We start from the raw sequence: 18525 nt of genomic DNA on the forward strand, positions 1-18525 counted from the left end.
AGAAGAAGTCAGGCAAGTCCTGGCTTTTTTATATTCCTTTTACAAATATACAATATTTTAATATAATTGTTTTGTAATGAAATTCCCAAACGTATTGGAGGTCTTATCCCATGTTTTACTACCTTAGAAAGTGTCAGTCGGAGCTACTGGCCTATGTCTTGGTATCTCTTGTCTATGCTTTGATTTTGGCAGCGACAGGTTTTGTTTATGCTAGGGTTTCAGAGGCGGCTCTGTCCGGTGACCAAAAGGCATTTGTGACCAGTTCACTCATAGCGGTGGGCTTTTTCATCTGTGATACCTACTTTGACTACCTACCCCGTTATCTCAAGTCTAAGTTGGTCAATCGTATCATGGAAAGGACTCGCAATCAGCTGGTGGCTGTCTATGCAGCTGGTGATGATTCAGGAAGTGATGACAAAAAGAGTGCTGACAAGATTCACATTTTGGTCAACCACATGGATGTCTTAGAAAATGCCTATCTGACACCGCTCTTGTCCATGTTGACCAGTCTTCTTGTCTTTACCTTTTCACTGATTGGTGCCCTTTATTTGCAAGGGACCATGACGCTGATTATGCTGGCTTTGTGCTTTATTCCTTTTCTCGCTCCCCTGATCAATAATCGTATCCTTGCTCATGCCACTCAGGATACTCAGTCGGAGAAGAATGCCTATCTCAAGCTCTTTAGTGAGTTTGTTCATTCTCTGACCTTTATCCGAATCAGCACCATTACACCAATTTTTGAAGAGAAACTCCAAGCATCCAGTCAAGAATATGCTAGGCGAGCCAACCATTTTTCCAAAAAACAATCCCAAACCTATGCCGTGTCCTATGGTTTGAGCAGTGTGGTCTATTCGGGTGCCTGGATTATTGGCGGCATCTTTGTCTTTCAAGGCCTGCTGAAGATTTCAGACCTGATTGCTATGACCACCCTCATGGGAACGGTGGCTGGCCCTATCCAAACCATGTCTGGACTGGTAACGGATTACCTGGCTAGTCGGACTGTTGTGGCAGATTTGACGACGATTTTGCAGGGGCAATTCCAGGAAAATGAAGCCAAGGAAGAACTGACTGAAACCATTGACAGCATCAGCTTGGAAACGATTACCTATGAGCAGAATAATCACCGCCTCTTTGATAGGTTTTCCTATCGTTTTCTTGCTAATAGAAAATATGCGATTCTAGGAAAAAGTGGCAGTGGCAAGACGACCTTGCTCCGTCTGCTGCTGGGGGTTCAGAAAGCAGATGAGGGAAGGGTCTTGGTCAACCAGACCAATCTTGCGGACCTAGAACAGACCTCTGTTTTTGGAAAAATCTACTATCTTCCTCAAAAAACGGCTATTTTCTCAGCTAGTATCGGGGAAAATCTGAGCCTATTTGGTCCCTTGGATAAGGGTAAAGCCCTAGCTTGTTTGAGCAGGGTTGGTCTGCTAGACTGGTTTGAACGACAGGAAAATGGTTTCGCCACCCTGCTATCCTCTGCCCAGCAATTATCGGGAGGTGAGGAGCGGCGGTTTGATATAGCTAGAGCTCTCTATCGCGATGCGGAAGTCTTGTTATTTGATGAGCCAACGACGGGCTTAGATACTAGAAATGAAAGTTTAATTGCGGAAACCTTGTCCAAGATTGAGGATAAATTGGTCATCGTCGTCACCCATTCGCAGAATGAAGAATTTCTAGGCTTGTTTGACGAGAGGCTTGTATTATAGGCTGGTTTTTACTTTGTTTCCAGCAAATTTTTCGGTAAAATAAGGAAAAGCAAAAAAGGAGTAAACACATGGGTTTGTTTTCAGGTTTGATGGGCAATGCCTCGCAGATGAATAATGACAAGGTAGAGCAAGAGTTGGCAGACATCCTTCTGGATGCGGAACAGGTAGAAATGGCCTTTAGTTTGGTCCGCGACCTAATTGTCTTTACCGAGTATCGCTTGATTTTAGTGGATAAACAAGGGATTTCTGGTAAGAAAGTAGCCTATAAGTCTATTCCCTATCGTTCGATTTCACGATTTACGGTCGAAACCTCCGGTCATTTTGATATGGATGCTGAACTGAAGATTTGGATCTCTTCTGCGGCAGAACCAGCAGAAACCCTCCAATTCAAGAGTGATAAGAGTGTTATCGCCATTCAAAAAGCCCTAGCATCCGCAGTTTTGGGGAAATAATATTCTAATGAAGAAGGAAGTCTAGTTACTTTCTTCTTTTGTTTTATAGAATATGGATTGTCAAGAAAAATATTATTGATTAAAGTAATAGAAATTATGATAAATAAATGATGAAAACGTATTATTCTAATTTCCAAGGTAAATCCCAACTTTAATGATAAGAATGTGGTATACTAGGTAAGTTGCAAGTCTGATACTGGTTAGTTCGCTGCCAGTGGAAATAGTTGTTACAAAAAAAGTGAGATAAGGTAGCTTCGCACTACCTTTTAGAAAAGAGAATACATTGAAATTTACCGAATTAAACTTATCCGAAGATATTTTGCTTGCCGTCGAGAAGGCTGGTTTTGAAACCCCGTCACCAATTCAGGAGCAGACTATTCCTCTTGCTCTTGAAGGCAAGGATGTGATTGGTCAGGCCCAGACGGGTACAGGGAAAACTGCAGCCTTTGGTTTGCCAACCCTCAACAAGATTGATACAAATAATCAAGCAATTCAAGCCTTGATTATTGCCCCAACGCGTGAGTTGGCGGTGCAGAGTCAAGAAGAACTCTTCAAATTTGGTCGTGAAAAGGGTGTAAAAGTTCGCTCGGTTTACGGTGGTTCTAGCATTGAAAAACAAATCAAGGCCCTTCGCTCTGGTGCCCACATTGTAGTTGGTACACCTGGTCGTCTCTTGGACTTGATCAAACGTAAAGCTCTCAAGCTTGACGGCGTTGAGACTCTGATTCTTGATGAGGCTGATGAAATGCTCAACATGGGCTTCTTGGATGATATTGAAGCTATCATCGAACGTGTGCCAGAAAGCCGTCAGACTCTTCTATTTTCTGCGACCATGCCTGAGCCAATCAAGCGTATCGGTGTCAAGTTCATGAAAGAGCCTGAGCACGTTAAGATTGCGGCTAAGGAATTGACCAATGTGAACGTGGACCAATACTATATTCGTGTCAAAGAACATGAAAAATTTGACACAATGACACGCCTCATGGACGTTGACCAGCCAGAATTGTCTATCGTCTTCGGTCGTACTAAGCGCCGTGTCGATGAATTGACTCGTGGTTTGAAATTGCGTGGTTTCCGTGCAGAAGGTATTCACGGAGATTTAGATCAAAACAAACGTCTGCGTGTCATTCGTGATTTTAAAAATGATCAAATTGATGTCTTGGTTGCGACGGACGTTGCGGCGCGTGGATTGGATATTTCAGGTGTAACGCATGTCTATAACTACGATATTCCACAGGATCCAGAAAGCTATGTTCACCGTATCGGTCGTACAGGTCGTGCTGGCCAGTCTGGTCAGTCTATTACCTTCGTGTCGCCAAACGAGATGGGCTACTTGGCAATCATCGAAGATTTGACTAAGAAACGTATGAAGGGACTTAAGCCGGCAACTGCTGAAGAGGCCTTTGAAGCTAAGAAAAAAGTTGCTTTGAAGAAGATTGAACGTGATATGGTTGATGAAACTATCCGTAGCAATTTTGATAAGTTTAAGAAGGATGCTGTTAAATTGGCAGCTGAATTTACACCAGAAGAGCTTGCTCTCTACGTACTCAGTCTGACCGTACAAGATCCAGATAGCTTGCCAGAAGTGGAAATCGCACGTGAAAAACCGTTGCCATTCAAGTTTGCTCCTGGTCAAGCCAAGGGCAAGGGTGGCCGTGGTGGTCGCGACCGTGATCGTGGTGGCCGTCGTGATGGAGACCGCAACCGAGACCGCGGAGGACGTCGTGGTGATCGTAACGACCGCAACCGTCGTGATGACAAGTTCAAACGTGATAACCGCCGTCAAGACAACAAAAAACCACACCAACGTACATCAAGTGAAAAGAAAACAGGCTTTGTTATCCGCAATAAAGGGGAGAGATAAGCAGTGTTTAACAGACCATAAAGAGTGGTCTGTTTTTTTATATACTTCAACCGATATATTTAGGTTTATCTCGTGTTAATTCCCTATATTCATAAAACAATTTTGAGAATATAATTCGAAGTTACGGAATTATTCTATAAGCTAAGCTTATAGAATATTAGATTTGCTAATACTTACACAAACTTACTTGAAATTATATCGATAAATTGATAAAATATTATTGTTGTTTTTATATTGATATATATAGAAAGTGGGGTATTTTATGAATAAGAACAATAAAGGATTTGATTGGTATACAAGCCGACAGAGATTTTCAATCAGAAAATTTCATTTTGGCGCTGCCAGCATACTTTTAGGTATATCGCTGGTTCTTGGTAATGGGACTAAGGTAAGTGCTAGCGAGGAAATACTTGTTTCTCCTCTTGGGCAGGAAGTTGTTGTGAGTGAAGGAAGATCAGATGGCTTGCCACTTTCAGAAGAAGTTTCGCCTGAAACATCGTCAATTTTTCCTGTTAGTGAAGATGTAAAAGAAGAAGTGGTCACGGACCAAATTCAACCTGCTGATGTTTTGCAAAGTGAAGAAGTCCAGTCGGACCCAAATCACCCTGTGGAAGAAGAGGTTTTATCTAGACAAGCTGTAATTTCCTATACTGTCCGCTATATTGACCCTGTGAATGAGGTAATTTCATCAGAAACCTTATCCATAGAGGTGGCAACTGTCGATCAACAAGCTAGCTATAGGCTGGTACAAGGTTCTACATTACCAGAGGGCTATCGTCTGGTAGTAGACCAGGATGCTCAGCAGACTGTAGATATTCTTGAAGGTGTGGATAATCTTATTACCTTCCGCATTGAGAAAATAGATAGTGATGAGGCTAAGCAAAACCCAGAATCGGCTTCTAATCAGGAAGTCGTAAAAGATTCAAGTACTTCTACAGTAGTAGAAAATGAAAGCGCTATCTCAGACGCTCAACCATTTGCAGAAGCTCCTGAAGTTCAAGCTAAGTCAGTCATAGAACGGACAGTACATATTCCATATAAGGTTGTTCAAACCGATGTGGAAACAGGTGAAGAGAAGAAGCTTGGTCAAGTAGGCTATGTTTCTGTAACGACTACTGATGAAGTAGCAAAGACGGAAGTAACTGTCACTGCAGACAAGCTAGATTCAGGATATAGTCTTGCAGATGGTCAGCCAAATGTCATAACTAAAGTCGTAGAAGAAAATGAAACTAACATTCTTTCGTTTGCTGTAACTCGGAAAAAAGATGAGAAGGATAATCCGCTGACAGAAACGACCGTTACAGCTAGTGGCAATGCGGAAGGGACAAGTGGTTTTAGGGCTATTCCTGGGGAGAACCGAACTGCTTTTTCAGGTAATCAAAATTTCAAAAATTATCAAGGTTTTAGTAGGGATAAGTTGCTTAACCAGATTACCTGGATTGATTTTTCGGATGCCAGTACGATTTCAGGAACGGGTACAGCTCCAAACCAAGCTGACGGTAATAAATTAGCTCCTTCGCTTCGAATTGGTACAAAATTCAAGAAAGTCATTGCTCCAGGATATGAAGTGACGTTGGAAGTCATTGGCTTAAAACCTTTCGAAGCAACTGAAATCTATAAAGAGCGGATTGCTGGAACAGATCGTGAGCAGTATTTCAATGCGAATCGGAAAAACCATGTCATTGAAACTGGTGAGCAGGCCGAAATTATTGCGGTGAAGCAAGATCCAACTTGGTCGCAAGCAGCAAGACAAGGTCTGAACTTTGGTGAAAAAGCTGTGACTCTCCAATCCAACAAGAATGGAGGAAATGTAGGGGTGATCTTCCGAGGTTCAGCAACCTATCTAGGAAAATCTGTCCCAATCAACTTTGTTTTGATGGAATCAGAGGAAGCTAAGCGGGAAGAACTTGTCATTTTCACAACAAACGGAGAAAATTTTGAACTCTTAGGCGAACTCTCTAATAATTTGACCTTGTCATCCTATAGTCCTGTTACGACTGGCTATTTCCACGACACAAATAGATTTGAAAATGTAACTTTTCCTAATAACTGGGCGGCACGTTTCAATGCAGTAGACTATGTCAATGTTGGTACTCCAGAATCAATCGCAACTGCTGGTCAGACAATATCAGAAGGAAGTATGACTATCGTAGATGGCTTAGGGACTAAGGTTTTTGGTCCAGTAACCAACCGAATGAAATCTAAAGTAGCTCCGCATGAGGAATATTCGACCCCCATCGTGCTCACTAAAAATGCTTCAGAAGTAGGGATGTTTATTACTTCATTGGGTAGACAGTCTGCTATGATTGGGGTTATGGTCTATGATGAAGGGGATGCTCCAGCCTCTTACGGCGAAGGGAAGCATGCCCTCAACCTTAATGTTGCGGATAAGAACCCATTCCTTGGAACAGTTATGGCTGATTTGGATTTTGTGCCAGAGGCTATACCAGCAGATGCAGCACCTTGGTATCGTGATGAGTTAATCAACCAGTGGGATGAAGGACCTATTCAGCTCTTGGGGGCAAGTGACGCGGCGAAGAATAACAATAATTACACCCTTCACCATTCTTCTAATGGTAGCTATGAACTGAAATTACAGGCTTCTGCCAATGGCAATCCCAAAGCGCATATGCAGGGATGGATTGATTTTAATAACAATGGAATTTTCGATGATGGAGAAGCGTCTGGAGTGGTCGAAGTAACATCGGCTAAAACCTATACCTTAAACTTTACTGGAATTCCACAAATTACGGATACAGACTTAACGAAGTTAGGTGTTCGTGTCCGTATAGCGGTTGATAGAAATGATATTTTAACCCCACATTTGACAGCCTTGTCTGGTGAGGTGGAGGACTTCCAAGTTCAATTAACCCACCCACCGCGCGGTACTAAAAAAGAAACCACTGCTAGCCAAGGGGAAACCCAGAGAGCTACTGTAGAATTTTTTGCTTATGGCAGGAATGCTTACGAAAGTACAGCTGCAAAAATCGATGAAACAATCCCTCCTTCAATCGTCAAAGAAGACGGTCAATTAGTACAGGATAGTGAGTTAGTTGATGGTTATTATGTTGTGCCAGGAGAGGGTAGGTATAAGATAACTGCTAATGGCAAGAATGTAGATGTTGAATTTATTCCGGAGGTGAATTTTGTCACCAAACGGACGGATGGCAGTATTGTCAAACAGGCTAAGGGTATCACTATTCGCCGGACAGGAACAGTAGTAGATAAGGCTGGTACGGCAGCCTATACAACAGGTTGGACGGCGACTACGGATGTTCATGGAATTGCGAATATTTCAGAACAGACCAATACTATGGATGGTCGCTATATTCCTCATGTGGTTGCTGTTGTTCCTAGTGGAGTTGATGCGACTTCGAGTGCTGTCCAAGGTGCTGTCCAGACAGGAAGACCAACTTTCGTTCCTGGAACAATTTCCACAGGTGCTCAAGTCCCTATGGATCCAAATACAACGAAATTATTGGATGAAGGCTCTAATCCTGTTGATGCTACAACTGCCTATGCCATGGTTAATGGTGTCCGTACAGCTGTAGGTGAGTATAGGATTTCTAGTACGGATGGTACAGTTACTTATACACCAAACGATGAAGGGAAGCGCTATATTGGTAGTTTATTGCCTGTAACTGTACAAGCCAAGGATGTCAATGGCTCTGCTGCAACAGCTACCTACACCCCTACAATTACGCCACTGAGTCCATCAGCAGTTGCTGCGACTTCTGTTGGTTTGCAAGGAAAAGAGCAGACTGGTCGTCCGACTTTTGCTAAAGGTACTACGATTGATGGTGTAGGTGAATTGGTACCAAGTAGCTTGACCTTGCTTGATGCAAGTGGTCAGCCAGCTACAAGGGTAGAAGTACCTAATCAGGGTAGCTATGTCTTAAATCCGGATGGTAGTATCACCTTTACACCGTTACCGAATTACTATGGCAGTCCGACCCCAGTTAATGTTCGTCAAGCAGATAGTAATGGTAGTACGGTTGTAACAACTTACTCACCAAATGTCATTGAAGTTCGCCCAATTGCTGATCCAGATAAGACTTACGGCTTAAAAGGAGCTGAGCAGACTTCTAGGAGTGACTTCTTTACTGCTGGGCAAATTGATTTGAATGGTGATAAGGTATATGATTCAGCTACAGAAGTTGTGGCCTTAAATCCTGCTAGTCGCAAACTTATCAATCAACAAGGTCAGGAAGTAGACCGTGTGCAAGTGGCTGGTGAGGGTGAATATCTCTTGAATGGTGATGGCACGATTACCTTTACCCCAGAGCCAGATTTTGTTGGACTAGCCAATGGTGTTACCATTACGATTGCGGATGTCAACGGTACAAAAGTATCCACTACCTATGTACCTAAGGTAATTGATGTCCCTGAGGATGAGTTGAGAGAAACGGTTAAGCGGACCATTCGTTATGTTTATGCAGATGGTCGTGAAGCAAGTACTAGTGTTGAAAAGGTACTTCAATATACACGTACTGCAACAGCAAACCCATTGACAGGGGAAATTTCCTACAGTCCTTGGGAATCTACGGATAATGATTTCCCAGAGGTAACTTCTCCAGACATTCCGAATTATACAGCAAGTCAAGATAAGGTGGCGGAGCGCAGAGATGTTCCTGCTGAGGCAGTGGATGAAACCATTACGATTGTCTATCGTGAACATGATAAGCAATTAGCGACATTTACATACAGGGTCGTTGATGGACCAGAGTTGGCTAAAGAACAGGAGATTGGTTACTCTTCTGCACCAATTACTTATACAACAGATGCCAAAATTGCTGAAATCATAGCGCGTGGCTATGAACTGGTTGAGGATGGATTCACAAACGAAGCGAATAAGAGTTTTGATACGGATACTGCGAGAGTTCAGAACTGGGATATTTTATTCCGTCCTAAGACAATTGTCACAACTCCAGATCAACCGAAGACTCCTGGTGATCAAGCGGATCCAAACAATCCAGATAGTCCTCGTTGGGAGGAAGTAACCAAGACCATCACTCGTACAGTTTCCTATAAATTGAACACAGTTGATGGACCAGAAGCACCAGGAACCAGCAGTCAGACCAATACCGTTACCTTTGAACGCACTGGTACGTATAATTTTGTAAGCAATCAGATTACCTATTCGAATTGGGTAGCTAAGGATGGCGATGCGACTTTAGAGGGTCATGCTTTACCAGATGTACTAGGCTACACTGCAACTAAGGCGACTGCAAATGATGAGGAAGTCTTGCCACTTTCAACTACACGCAATAAAACGGTCACTCATCTTGATAATAATATTACGGAGATTGTTGTATATACTCCGGATGCACAGCTTGGTAAAATTAGCTTTATCAATGTAACAGATCCTAGTCAAGAAGTACTTGTCAAAGAGATTCCGTTGACTGGTAAAACAGGTGATAAATTTACAGTTGATACATCAGCGATTATTGAAGAATTTAGACAGCAAGGCTATGAAGTCAGTGATATTTCAAATTATGACAAGGAAGGTTTGTTCTCTCCAGATCCAAATAGTCATGATGAGTTTATTTACCATTTGACGGAAAGAGTAGTTCCTGTGGATCCATCAAATCCACCAACACCAGGTACGCCAGTCGATCCGAATAATCCAGATGGACCGAAGTGGCCAGATTCAGTTAATGGAATTGTAACCAAAGATGAAGTGAAGCGGACAATTTCTTATGTAGATGAAGCGGGAGCACCAGTGTCGTCTATATTTGAAGATACAGTTAGCTTTACACGAACTGCTACAGTTAATTTGGTAACAGGGGCGGTTAACCTAGGCTCTTGGGAGGCGGTTAATAGTGACAAGGAATTAGCAGGAAATCCATTGCCAACCATAGCAGGTTATTCTATCAAAGGGGCCACCTCAGATTCCCTTGTAGCTGAGGCGACGGTCACTGAAAACCCTCGTACTGTTGAGGCAGAAGCTCCAGATATTGTGGAAGTTGTTACTTATCAAAAAGATAAACAAGAGGCAATTATTCGCTTTGTTGATGTAACAAATCCACAAGCTAGGAATGAATTAAATACCATCACACTCTCTGGCAAATCTAACGAGGAGATTGGTTATGATGTCACTCCTCTAGTGAACTTATATGAAAAATCTGGCTACCAAGTAAGCAATAAGCAGGCTTATAGTCCTACGACCCTGTACGATACAGAAAAAGATGTGCCTCAAGAGTTTATATTTGAGTTGGTTCAAAAAACGACTACAACCACCCCAGATAATCCACAGACCCCAGGTACGCCAGTGGATCCGACTAATCCAGACGGACCACGTTGGGAAGAAGTGACCAAGACCATCACTCGTACAGTAGCTTACAAACTGGACACTGTCGATGGTCAACCAGCTCCGACTACTGAAGCCAAGACCAATTCAGTCACCTTCGAACGGACTGGTAGCTACAACCATGTGACCAAGCAAGTGACCTACACGGATTGGGTAGCTAAGGATGGCGATTCGACTCTGGAAGGCCAGACACTACCATTGGTGACTGGTTATGTGGCTGTTACCGCAACTAGAAATAGCCAGGCAGTATCACCAAGCGCAACGGCAGAAGCCATTGAAGCAAGTGCTACGACAGATAATGTGGATGAGATTGTCGTTTACAAGGCCCTCAGCTCTTGGACTATCACTCCTCCACCAGGTACAGACCCAGTTCCACCAATTCCTTACGACAACCATCCGACCGACCCAACCAAGCCGGCGGATCCAACTCCGACCCCAGCAATTCCGAAAGTGGATGGCTATGTCCCAGTTGGACCAGATGGAAATGAATTGCCTAAGGATCCAGATGGTAACTACATCCCACCAGTACCGACTGACCCAACACAGCCAACAGTTATTACTTACAAGGCCCTTGAACAGAAGGCAGTCATCCAATACTTGGAAGAAGGCAGTAACAAGGTACTTTCTCCAGCTGATGAAGTAAAAGGTAAGTCAGGCGAGCCGATCGATTACAGCACAGCAGAAACCATTGCCTTGATTGAGGAACGTGGCTATGAGTTGGTTCAAGACAACTTCCCAACTAATGCGACATATGACCGTGATACAACCAGTCCACAGGTTTACACAGTTGTGTTTAGAGAGAAGGTTGTCACAACCACTCCAGATAATCCACAGACCCCAGGTACGCCAGTGGATCCGAATAATCCAGACGGACCAGTTTGGGAAGAAGTGACTAAGACCATCACTCGTACAGTAGCTTACAAATTGGATACTGTCGATGGTCAACCAGCTCCGACTACCGAAACCAAGACCAATTCAGTCACCTTTGAACGGACTGGTAGCTACAACCATGTGACCAAGCAAGTGACCTACACGGATTGGGTGGCTAAGGATGGCGATTCGACTCTGGAAGGCCAGGCTCTACCATTGGTGACTGGTTATGTGGCTGTCACCGCAACTAGAAATAGCCAGGCAGTATCACCAAGCGCAACGGCAGAAGCCATTGAAGCAAGTGCTACGACTGATAATGTGGATGAGATTGTCGTTTACAAGGCCCTCAGTTCTTGGACCATCACACCTCCACCAGGTACAGACCCAGTTCCACCAATTCCTTACGGCAACCATCCGACCGATCCAACCAAGCCAGCGGATCCAACTCCGACCCCAGCAATTCCGAAAGTGGATGGCTATGTCCCAGTTGGACCAGATGGAAATGAATTGCCTAAGGATCCAGATGGTAACTACATCCCACCAATACCGACCGACCCAACTCAGCCAACAGTCATTACTTACAAGGCCCTTGAACAGAAGGCAGTCATCCAATACTTGGAAGAAGGCAGCAATAAGGTTCTCTCTCCAGCTGATGAAGTAACTGGTCTAGCAGATCAACCAATTGTATACAGCACAGCAGATACCATTGCCTTGATTAAGGAACGTGGCTATGAATTGGTGCAAGACAACTTCCCAACGAATGCGACATTTGACCGTGATACAACCAGTCCACAGGTTTACACAGTTGTGTTTAGAGAGAAGGTTGTCACAACCACCCCAGATAATCCACAGACCCCAGGCACGCCAGTCGATCCGACTAATCCAGACGGACCACGTTGGGAAGAAGTGACCAAGACCATCACTCGTACAGTAGCTTACAAACTGGATACTGTCGATGGTCAACCAGCTCCGACTACTGAAACCAAGACCAATTCAGTCACCTTCGAACGGACTGGTAGCTACAACCACGTGACCAAACAAGTGACCTACACGGATTGGGTAGCTAAGGATAATGATTCGACTCTGGAAGGCCAGGCTCTACCATTGGTGACTGGTTATGTGGCTGTCACCGCAACTAGAAATAGCCAGGCAGTAACACCAAGTGCAACGGTAGAAGCCATTGAAGCAAGTGCTACGACAGATAATGTGGATGAGATTGTTGTTTACAAGGCTCTCAGTTCTTGGACTATCACACCTCCACCAGGTACAGACCCAGTTCCACCAATTCCTTACGACAACCATCCGACCGACCCAACTAAGCCGGCGGATCCAACTCCGACCCCAGCAATTCCGAAAGTGGATGGCTATGTCCCAGTTGGACCAGATGGAAATGAATTGCCTAAGGATCCAGATGGAAACTACATCCCACCAGTACCGACTGACCCAACTCAGCCAACTGTCATTACTTACAAGGCCCTCGAACAGAAGGCAGTCATCCAATACTTGGAAGAAGGCAGTAATAAGGTTCTCTCTCCAGCTGATGAAGTAAAAGGTAAGTCAGGCGAGCCGATCGATTACAGCACAGCAGAAACCATTGCCTTGATTGAAGAACGTGGCTATGAGTTGGTACAAGACAACTTCCCAACGAATGCGACATTTGACCGTGATACAACAAGTTCACAGGTTTACACAGTTGTGTTTAGAGAGAAGGTTGTTACAACCACCCCAGATAATCCGCAGACCCCAGGTACGCCAGTGGATCCGACTAATCCAGACGGACCGAAATGGCCAGATGGCTTGAAGGAAAGTGACCTCAATCAAACAGTGACACGGACCATCAAGTACCAATACGAAGATGGCTCTGAAGCACAGCCAGATGTAGTCGAAACTCTGACCTACAAGCGTACTGCGACTGTTAACCTAGTGACTAAAGAAGTGACTTATGGCAACTGGACTTCAACCGATGACGACTTCGATAAGGTAGATACGCCAGCTATTGCAGGTTACACCCCAGACAAGACAAGTGTGGAAGCTATATTGGATGTCCCAGCGACTGCCCTAGATACTGAAATTGTTGTGACCTATGTCAAAGATGGTCAGAAAGCGACCATCACCTATCAAGATGAGAATGGTCAGCAGTTGGGTGGCATTGATGAAGTGACCGGTAAGTCAGGTGAGCCAATTAACTACACCACCACAGCTCGTATTACTGAATTGACTAACCAAGGTTATGAAGTCGTGACAGATGGCTTCACCAAGGAAGGTGGACAAGTATTTGATACAGATAAGGATACCCCTCAGACCTTCACTGTCATTGTGAAAGCTAAGGTTGTCTCTATCACCCCAGATACTCCACAGACACCAGGCACACCAGTGGATCCGAATAATCCGGACGGACCGAAATGGCCAGATGGCTTGAAGGAAAGTGACCTCAATCAAACAGTGACACGGACCATCAAGTACCAATACGAAGATGGCTCTGAAGCACAGCCAGATGTAGTCGAAACTCTGACCTACAAGCGTACTGCGACTGTTAACCTAGTGACTAAAGAAGTGACTTATGGCAACTGGACTTCAAGCGATGACGACTTCGATAAGGTAGATACGCCAGCTATTGCAGGTTACACCCCAGACAAGACAAGTGTGGAAGCTATATTGGATGTCCCAGCGACTACCCTAGATACTGAAATTGTTGTGACCTATGTCAAAGATGGTCAGAAAGCGACCATCACCTATCAAGATGAGAATGGTCAGCAGTTGGGTGGCATTGATGAAGTGACCGGTAAGTCAGGTGAGCCAATTAACTACACCACCACAGCTCGTATTACTGAATTGACTAACCAAGGTTATGAAGTCGTGACAGATGGCTTCACCAAGGAAGGTGGACAAGTATTTGATACAGATAAGGATACCCCTCAGACCTTCACTGTCATTGTGAAAGCTAAGGTTGTCTCTATCACCCCAGATACTCCACAGACCCCAGGTACGCCAGTGGATCCGAATAATCCAGACGGACCGAAATGGCCAGATGGCTTGAAGGAAAGTGACCTCAATCAAACAGTGACACGGACCATCAAGTACCAATACGAAGATGGCTCTGAAGCACAGCCAGATGTAGTCGAAACTCTGACCTACAAGCGTACTGCGACTGTTAACCTAGTGACTAAAGAAGTGACTTATGGCAACTGGACTTCAACCGATGACGACTTCGATAAGGTAGATACGCCAGCTATTGCAGGTTACACCCCAGACAAGGCAAGTGTGGAAGCTGTTCAAGATGTCCCAGCGACTGCCCTAGATACTGAAATTGTTGTGACCTATGTCAAGGATGTTCAGAAAGCGACCATCACCTATCAAGATGAGAATGGTCAGCAGTTGGGTGGCATTGATGAAGTGACCGGTAAGTCAGGTGAGCCAATTAACTACACCACCACAGCTCGTATTACCGAATTGACCAACCAAGGTTATGAAGTCGTGACAGATGGCTTCACCAAGGAAGGTGGACAAGTATTTGACACAGATAAGGATACCCCTCAGACCTTCACTGTCGTTGTGAGAGCTAAGGTTGTTTCTATCACCCCAGATACTCCACAGACCCCAGGCACGCCAGTGGATCCGAACAATCCAGACGGACCGAAATGGCCAGATGGCTTGAAGGAAAATGACCTAAACAAGACAGTAATTCGAACAATTCTTTATAAATACGAGAATGAAACCTCAGTATTGGCTGAAGATGGTAGCCCAAGAATTGTTAAACAAGTTGTTAATTTCCAACGAACAGCCAAAGTTAACATTGTGACAGGTAGCGTAACCTACGGTGAATGGTCAGAAAGTAAAACGGTACCAGCAGTTGACTCACCAGTAATCAAAGGATATATTACGGATACCTCGGTGGTGCCTGCCTTGACTATCACAGCCAATGACAATGATCAAACGATAACAGTGGTTTATCGAGAAATCGGCTCATGGGTACCAAACATTCCAGGTCAACCAGTGACTCCAATCCCGTATCCAAATCATCCTACTGATCCGACCAAGCCAGGCGACGAAGTTCCAACCCTTCCACATGTTCCAGGCTTTATCCCAGTCGGTCCAGACGGAGTGACACCGTTGCCACCGGTTGATCCAGATGATCCAAGCAAGGGCTACGAACTCCCACCAATTCCAACGGATCCAGGAGTTGATACGCCAATAAGCTACGTACCAGAGGCGCCTAAGTCCACGACTGTCTCTGTCAAATACGTGGATGAATCTGGTAAGGATCTCCTTCCACCAGTTATCACCGAAGGTAAGGTTGGTGATAGTTACACTAGCGAAGGTAAGGTTATCAAGGGTTATCTTCTCAAAGAAGTTCCAAGCAATGCGACGGGAACCATGGTAGAAGGTGGAACAGTAGTCACTTATGTCTATGTTCCAATCGGCTCATGGGTACCAAACATTCCAGGTCAACCAGTGACGCCAATCCCGTATCCAAATCATCCGACGGATCCGACCAAGCCAGGAGACGAAGTTCCGACTTTACCACATGTTCCAGGCTTTATCCCGGTCGGTCCAGACGGAGTGACCCCATTGCCACCGGTTGATCCAGATGATCCAAGCAAGGGTTATGAACTCCCACCAATTCCAACGGATCCAGGAGTTGATACGCCGATAAACTACGTACCAGAGGCACCTAAGTCCACGACCGTCACAGTCAAATACGTAGATGAATCAGGTAAGGATCTCCTTCCACCAGTTATCACCGAAGGTAAGGTTGGCGATAGCTATACCAGTGAAGGTAAGGTTATCAAGGGTTATCTTCTCAAAGAGGTTCCAAGTAATGCGACGGGAACTATGGTAGAAGGTGGAACAGTAGTCACCTATGTCTATGTTCCAATCGGCTCATGGGTACCAAACATTCCAGGTCACCCAGTGACGCCAATCCCGTATCCAAATCATCCTACTGATCCGACCAAACCAGGAGACGAAGTTCCAACCCTTCCACATGTACCAGGTTTTATCCCAGTCGGTCCAGACGGAGTGACCCCATTGCCACCGGTTGATCCAGATGATCCAAGCAAGGGCTACGAACTCCCACCAATTCCAACGGATCCAGGAGTTGATACGCCGATAAACTACGTACCAGAGGCACCTAAGTCCACGACTGTCACTGTGAAATATGTGGACGAGTCTGGCAAGGACCTCCTTCCACCAATTGTCACAGAAGGTAAGGTTGGTGATAGTTACACCAGCGAAGGTAAGGTTATCGAGGGTTATCTTCTCAAAGAAGTTCCAAGCAATGCGACGGGAACCATGGTAGAAGGTGGAACAGTTGTGACTTATGTCTATGTTCCAATCGGCTCATGGGTACCAAACATTCCAGGTCAACCAGTGACGCCAATCCCGTATCCAAATCATCCTACTGATCCGACTAAGCCAGGCGATGAAGTTCCAACCCTTCCACATGTTCCAGGCTTTATCCCAGTTGGCCCAGACGGAGTGACCCCATTGCCACCGGTTGATCCAGATGATCCAAGCAAGGGTTATGAACTCCCACCAATCCCAACGGATCCAGGAGTTGATACGCCAATAAGCTACGTACCAGAGGCGCCTAAGTCCACGACTGTCACAGTCAAATACGTGGATGAATCTGGTAAGGAATTGATTCCGTCAACTCAGCTTGAAGGCAAAGTAGGCGATAGCTACACCAGTGAAGGTAAGGTTATCAAGGGTTATCTTCTCAAAGAAGTTCCAAACAATGCGACAGGTAGAATGGTTGAGGGTGGAACAGTTGTGACTTATGTCTATGTTCCAATCGGCTCATGGGTACCAAATATTCCAGGTCAACCAGTGACGCCAATCCCGTATCCAAATCATCCAACTGATCCGACCAAGCCAGGCGACGAAGTTCCAACCCTTCCACATGTTCCAGGTTTTATCCCAGTTGGTCCAGATGGAGTGACCCCATTGCCACCGGTTGATCCAGATGATCCAAGCAAGGGCTACGAGCTTCCGCCAATTCCAACGGATCCAGGAGTTGATACACCGATTACTTACGTTCCAGAGGCACCTAAGTCCACGACAGTCACTGTGAAATATGTGGACGAGTCTGGCAAGGAATTGATTCCGTCAACTCAGCTTGAAGGTAAAGTAGGTGATAGCTATACCAGTGAAGGTAAGGTTATCAAGGGTTATCTTCTCAAAGAAGTTCCAAGCAATGCGACGGGAACCATGGTAGAAGGTGGAACAATAGTCACTTATGTCTACGTTCCAATCGGCTCATGGGTACCAAACATTCCAGGTCAACCAGTGATACCAATCCCGTATCCAAATCATCCAACTGATCCGACCAAGCCAGGCGACGAAGTTCCAACCCTTCCACATGTTCCAGGCTTTATCCCAGTCGGTCCAGACGGAGTGACCCCATTGCCTCCGGTTGATCCCGATGATCCAAGCAAGGGCTGCGAACTCCCACCAATCCCAACTGATCCAGGAGTTGATACGCCAATAAGCTACGTACCAGAGGCACCTAAGTCCACGACCGTCACTGTCAAATACATAGATGAATCTGGCAAGGACCTCCTTCCACCAGTTATCACCGAAGGTAAGGTTGGCGATAGCTATACCAGTGAAGGTAAGGTTATCAAGGGTTATCTTCTCAAAGAAGTTCCAAGCAATGCGACGGGAACCATGGTAGAAGTTGGAACAGTAGTCACTTATGTCTATGTTCCAATCGGCTCATGGGTACCAAACATTCCAGGTCAACCAGTGACTCCAATCCCGTATCCAAATCATCCGACGGATCCGACCAAGCCAGGCGATGAAGTTCCGACTTTACCACATGTTCCAGGCTTTATCCCAGTTGGTCCAGACGGAGTGACCCCATTGCCTCCGGTTGATCCAGATGATCCAAGCAAGGGCTATGAACTCCCGCCAATCCCAACTGATCCAGGAGTTGATACGCCAATAAGCTACGTATCAGAGGCACCGAAAGTCATAGCGAAACCAAGTCCTCCAAAGGCTAGTCCAATTGTGCCGTCAGTTGTTCAGCCTGCTACTAAGTCTGAGGCTCTGCCAAATACTGGAGAAATAGATTCCAGTGTACTAAGCCTGCTAGGTTTGAGTATGTTGACAGCTACAAAAATTGGCTTGAGAAAACGCCGTGAAGATTGATATAATTTGGTAAAATTTGGAGAAGACTAAATGCAAGACATCCTCATTTACGAGGATGTCTTTTGTTAGATTGGTTTGCAATAGTGTTGATTGTTTTCAAAAATAGTACAAAGTTATGCACTACAGCTAGCAAAGGAGTACGAATTATTTGAGGTTGGAGGAGGAGAAATA

At 45.0% G+C, this 18525-nt stretch carries 4 protein-coding genes; all 4 read left to right on the forward strand.

Translation table 11 applies throughout. From position 1 onward, the window contains the following. Positions 1–110: 110 nt before the first annotated feature. The 4 genes from NF418_RS02980 to NF418_RS02995 all read left to right on the forward strand — a co-directional run bounded on the left by NF418_RS02980 (position 111) and on the right by NF418_RS02995 (position 18354). Positions 111–1706: an ATP-binding cassette domain-containing protein gene (locus tag NF418_RS02980; protein ID WP_256778370.1), complete on the forward strand. Its 1596-nt coding sequence runs from the start codon at positions 111–113 to the stop codon at positions 1704–1706. 68 nt (positions 1707–1774) lie between these two features. Further along, complete coding sequence (locus NF418_RS02985) at positions 1775–2158, forward strand: PH domain-containing protein (RefSeq protein WP_256778371.1); 384 nt, start codon at positions 1775–1777, stop codon at positions 2156–2158. Positions 2159–2441: 283 nt separating this feature from the next. Then, positions 2442–4022 carry a DEAD/DEAH box helicase gene (locus NF418_RS02990; protein WP_256778372.1) on the forward strand — a complete coding sequence of 527 codons (1581 nt, stop codon included), beginning with the start codon at positions 2442–2444 and terminating at the stop codon, positions 4020–4022. A gap of 262 nt (positions 4023–4284) precedes the next feature. Next, positions 4285–18354, forward strand: a complete 14070-nt coding sequence (locus NF418_RS02995; protein ID WP_256778373.1) for a mucin-binding protein — start codon at positions 4285–4287, stop codon at positions 18352–18354. Positions 18355–18525: the final 171 nt, after the last annotated feature.

The sequence above is a fragment of the Streptococcus suis genome (assembly GCF_024509555.1).
GTDB lineage: Bacteria > Bacillota > Bacilli > Lactobacillales > Streptococcaceae > Streptococcus > Streptococcus suis_AD.

What these genes read in the sequence shown, in the direction of transcription:
- NF418_RS02980 (WP_256778370.1), top strand. Translation starts at nt 111, where the DNA reads ATGTTTTACTACCTTAGAAAGTGTCAGTCGGAGCTACTGGCCTATGTC.
- NF418_RS02985 (WP_256778371.1), top strand. Translation starts at nt 1,775, where the DNA reads ATGGGTTTGTTTTCAGGTTTGATGGGCAATGCCTCGCAGATGAATAAT.
- NF418_RS02995 (WP_256778373.1), top strand. Translation starts at nt 4,285, where the DNA reads ATGAATAAGAACAATAAAGGATTTGATTGGTATACAAGCCGACAGAGA.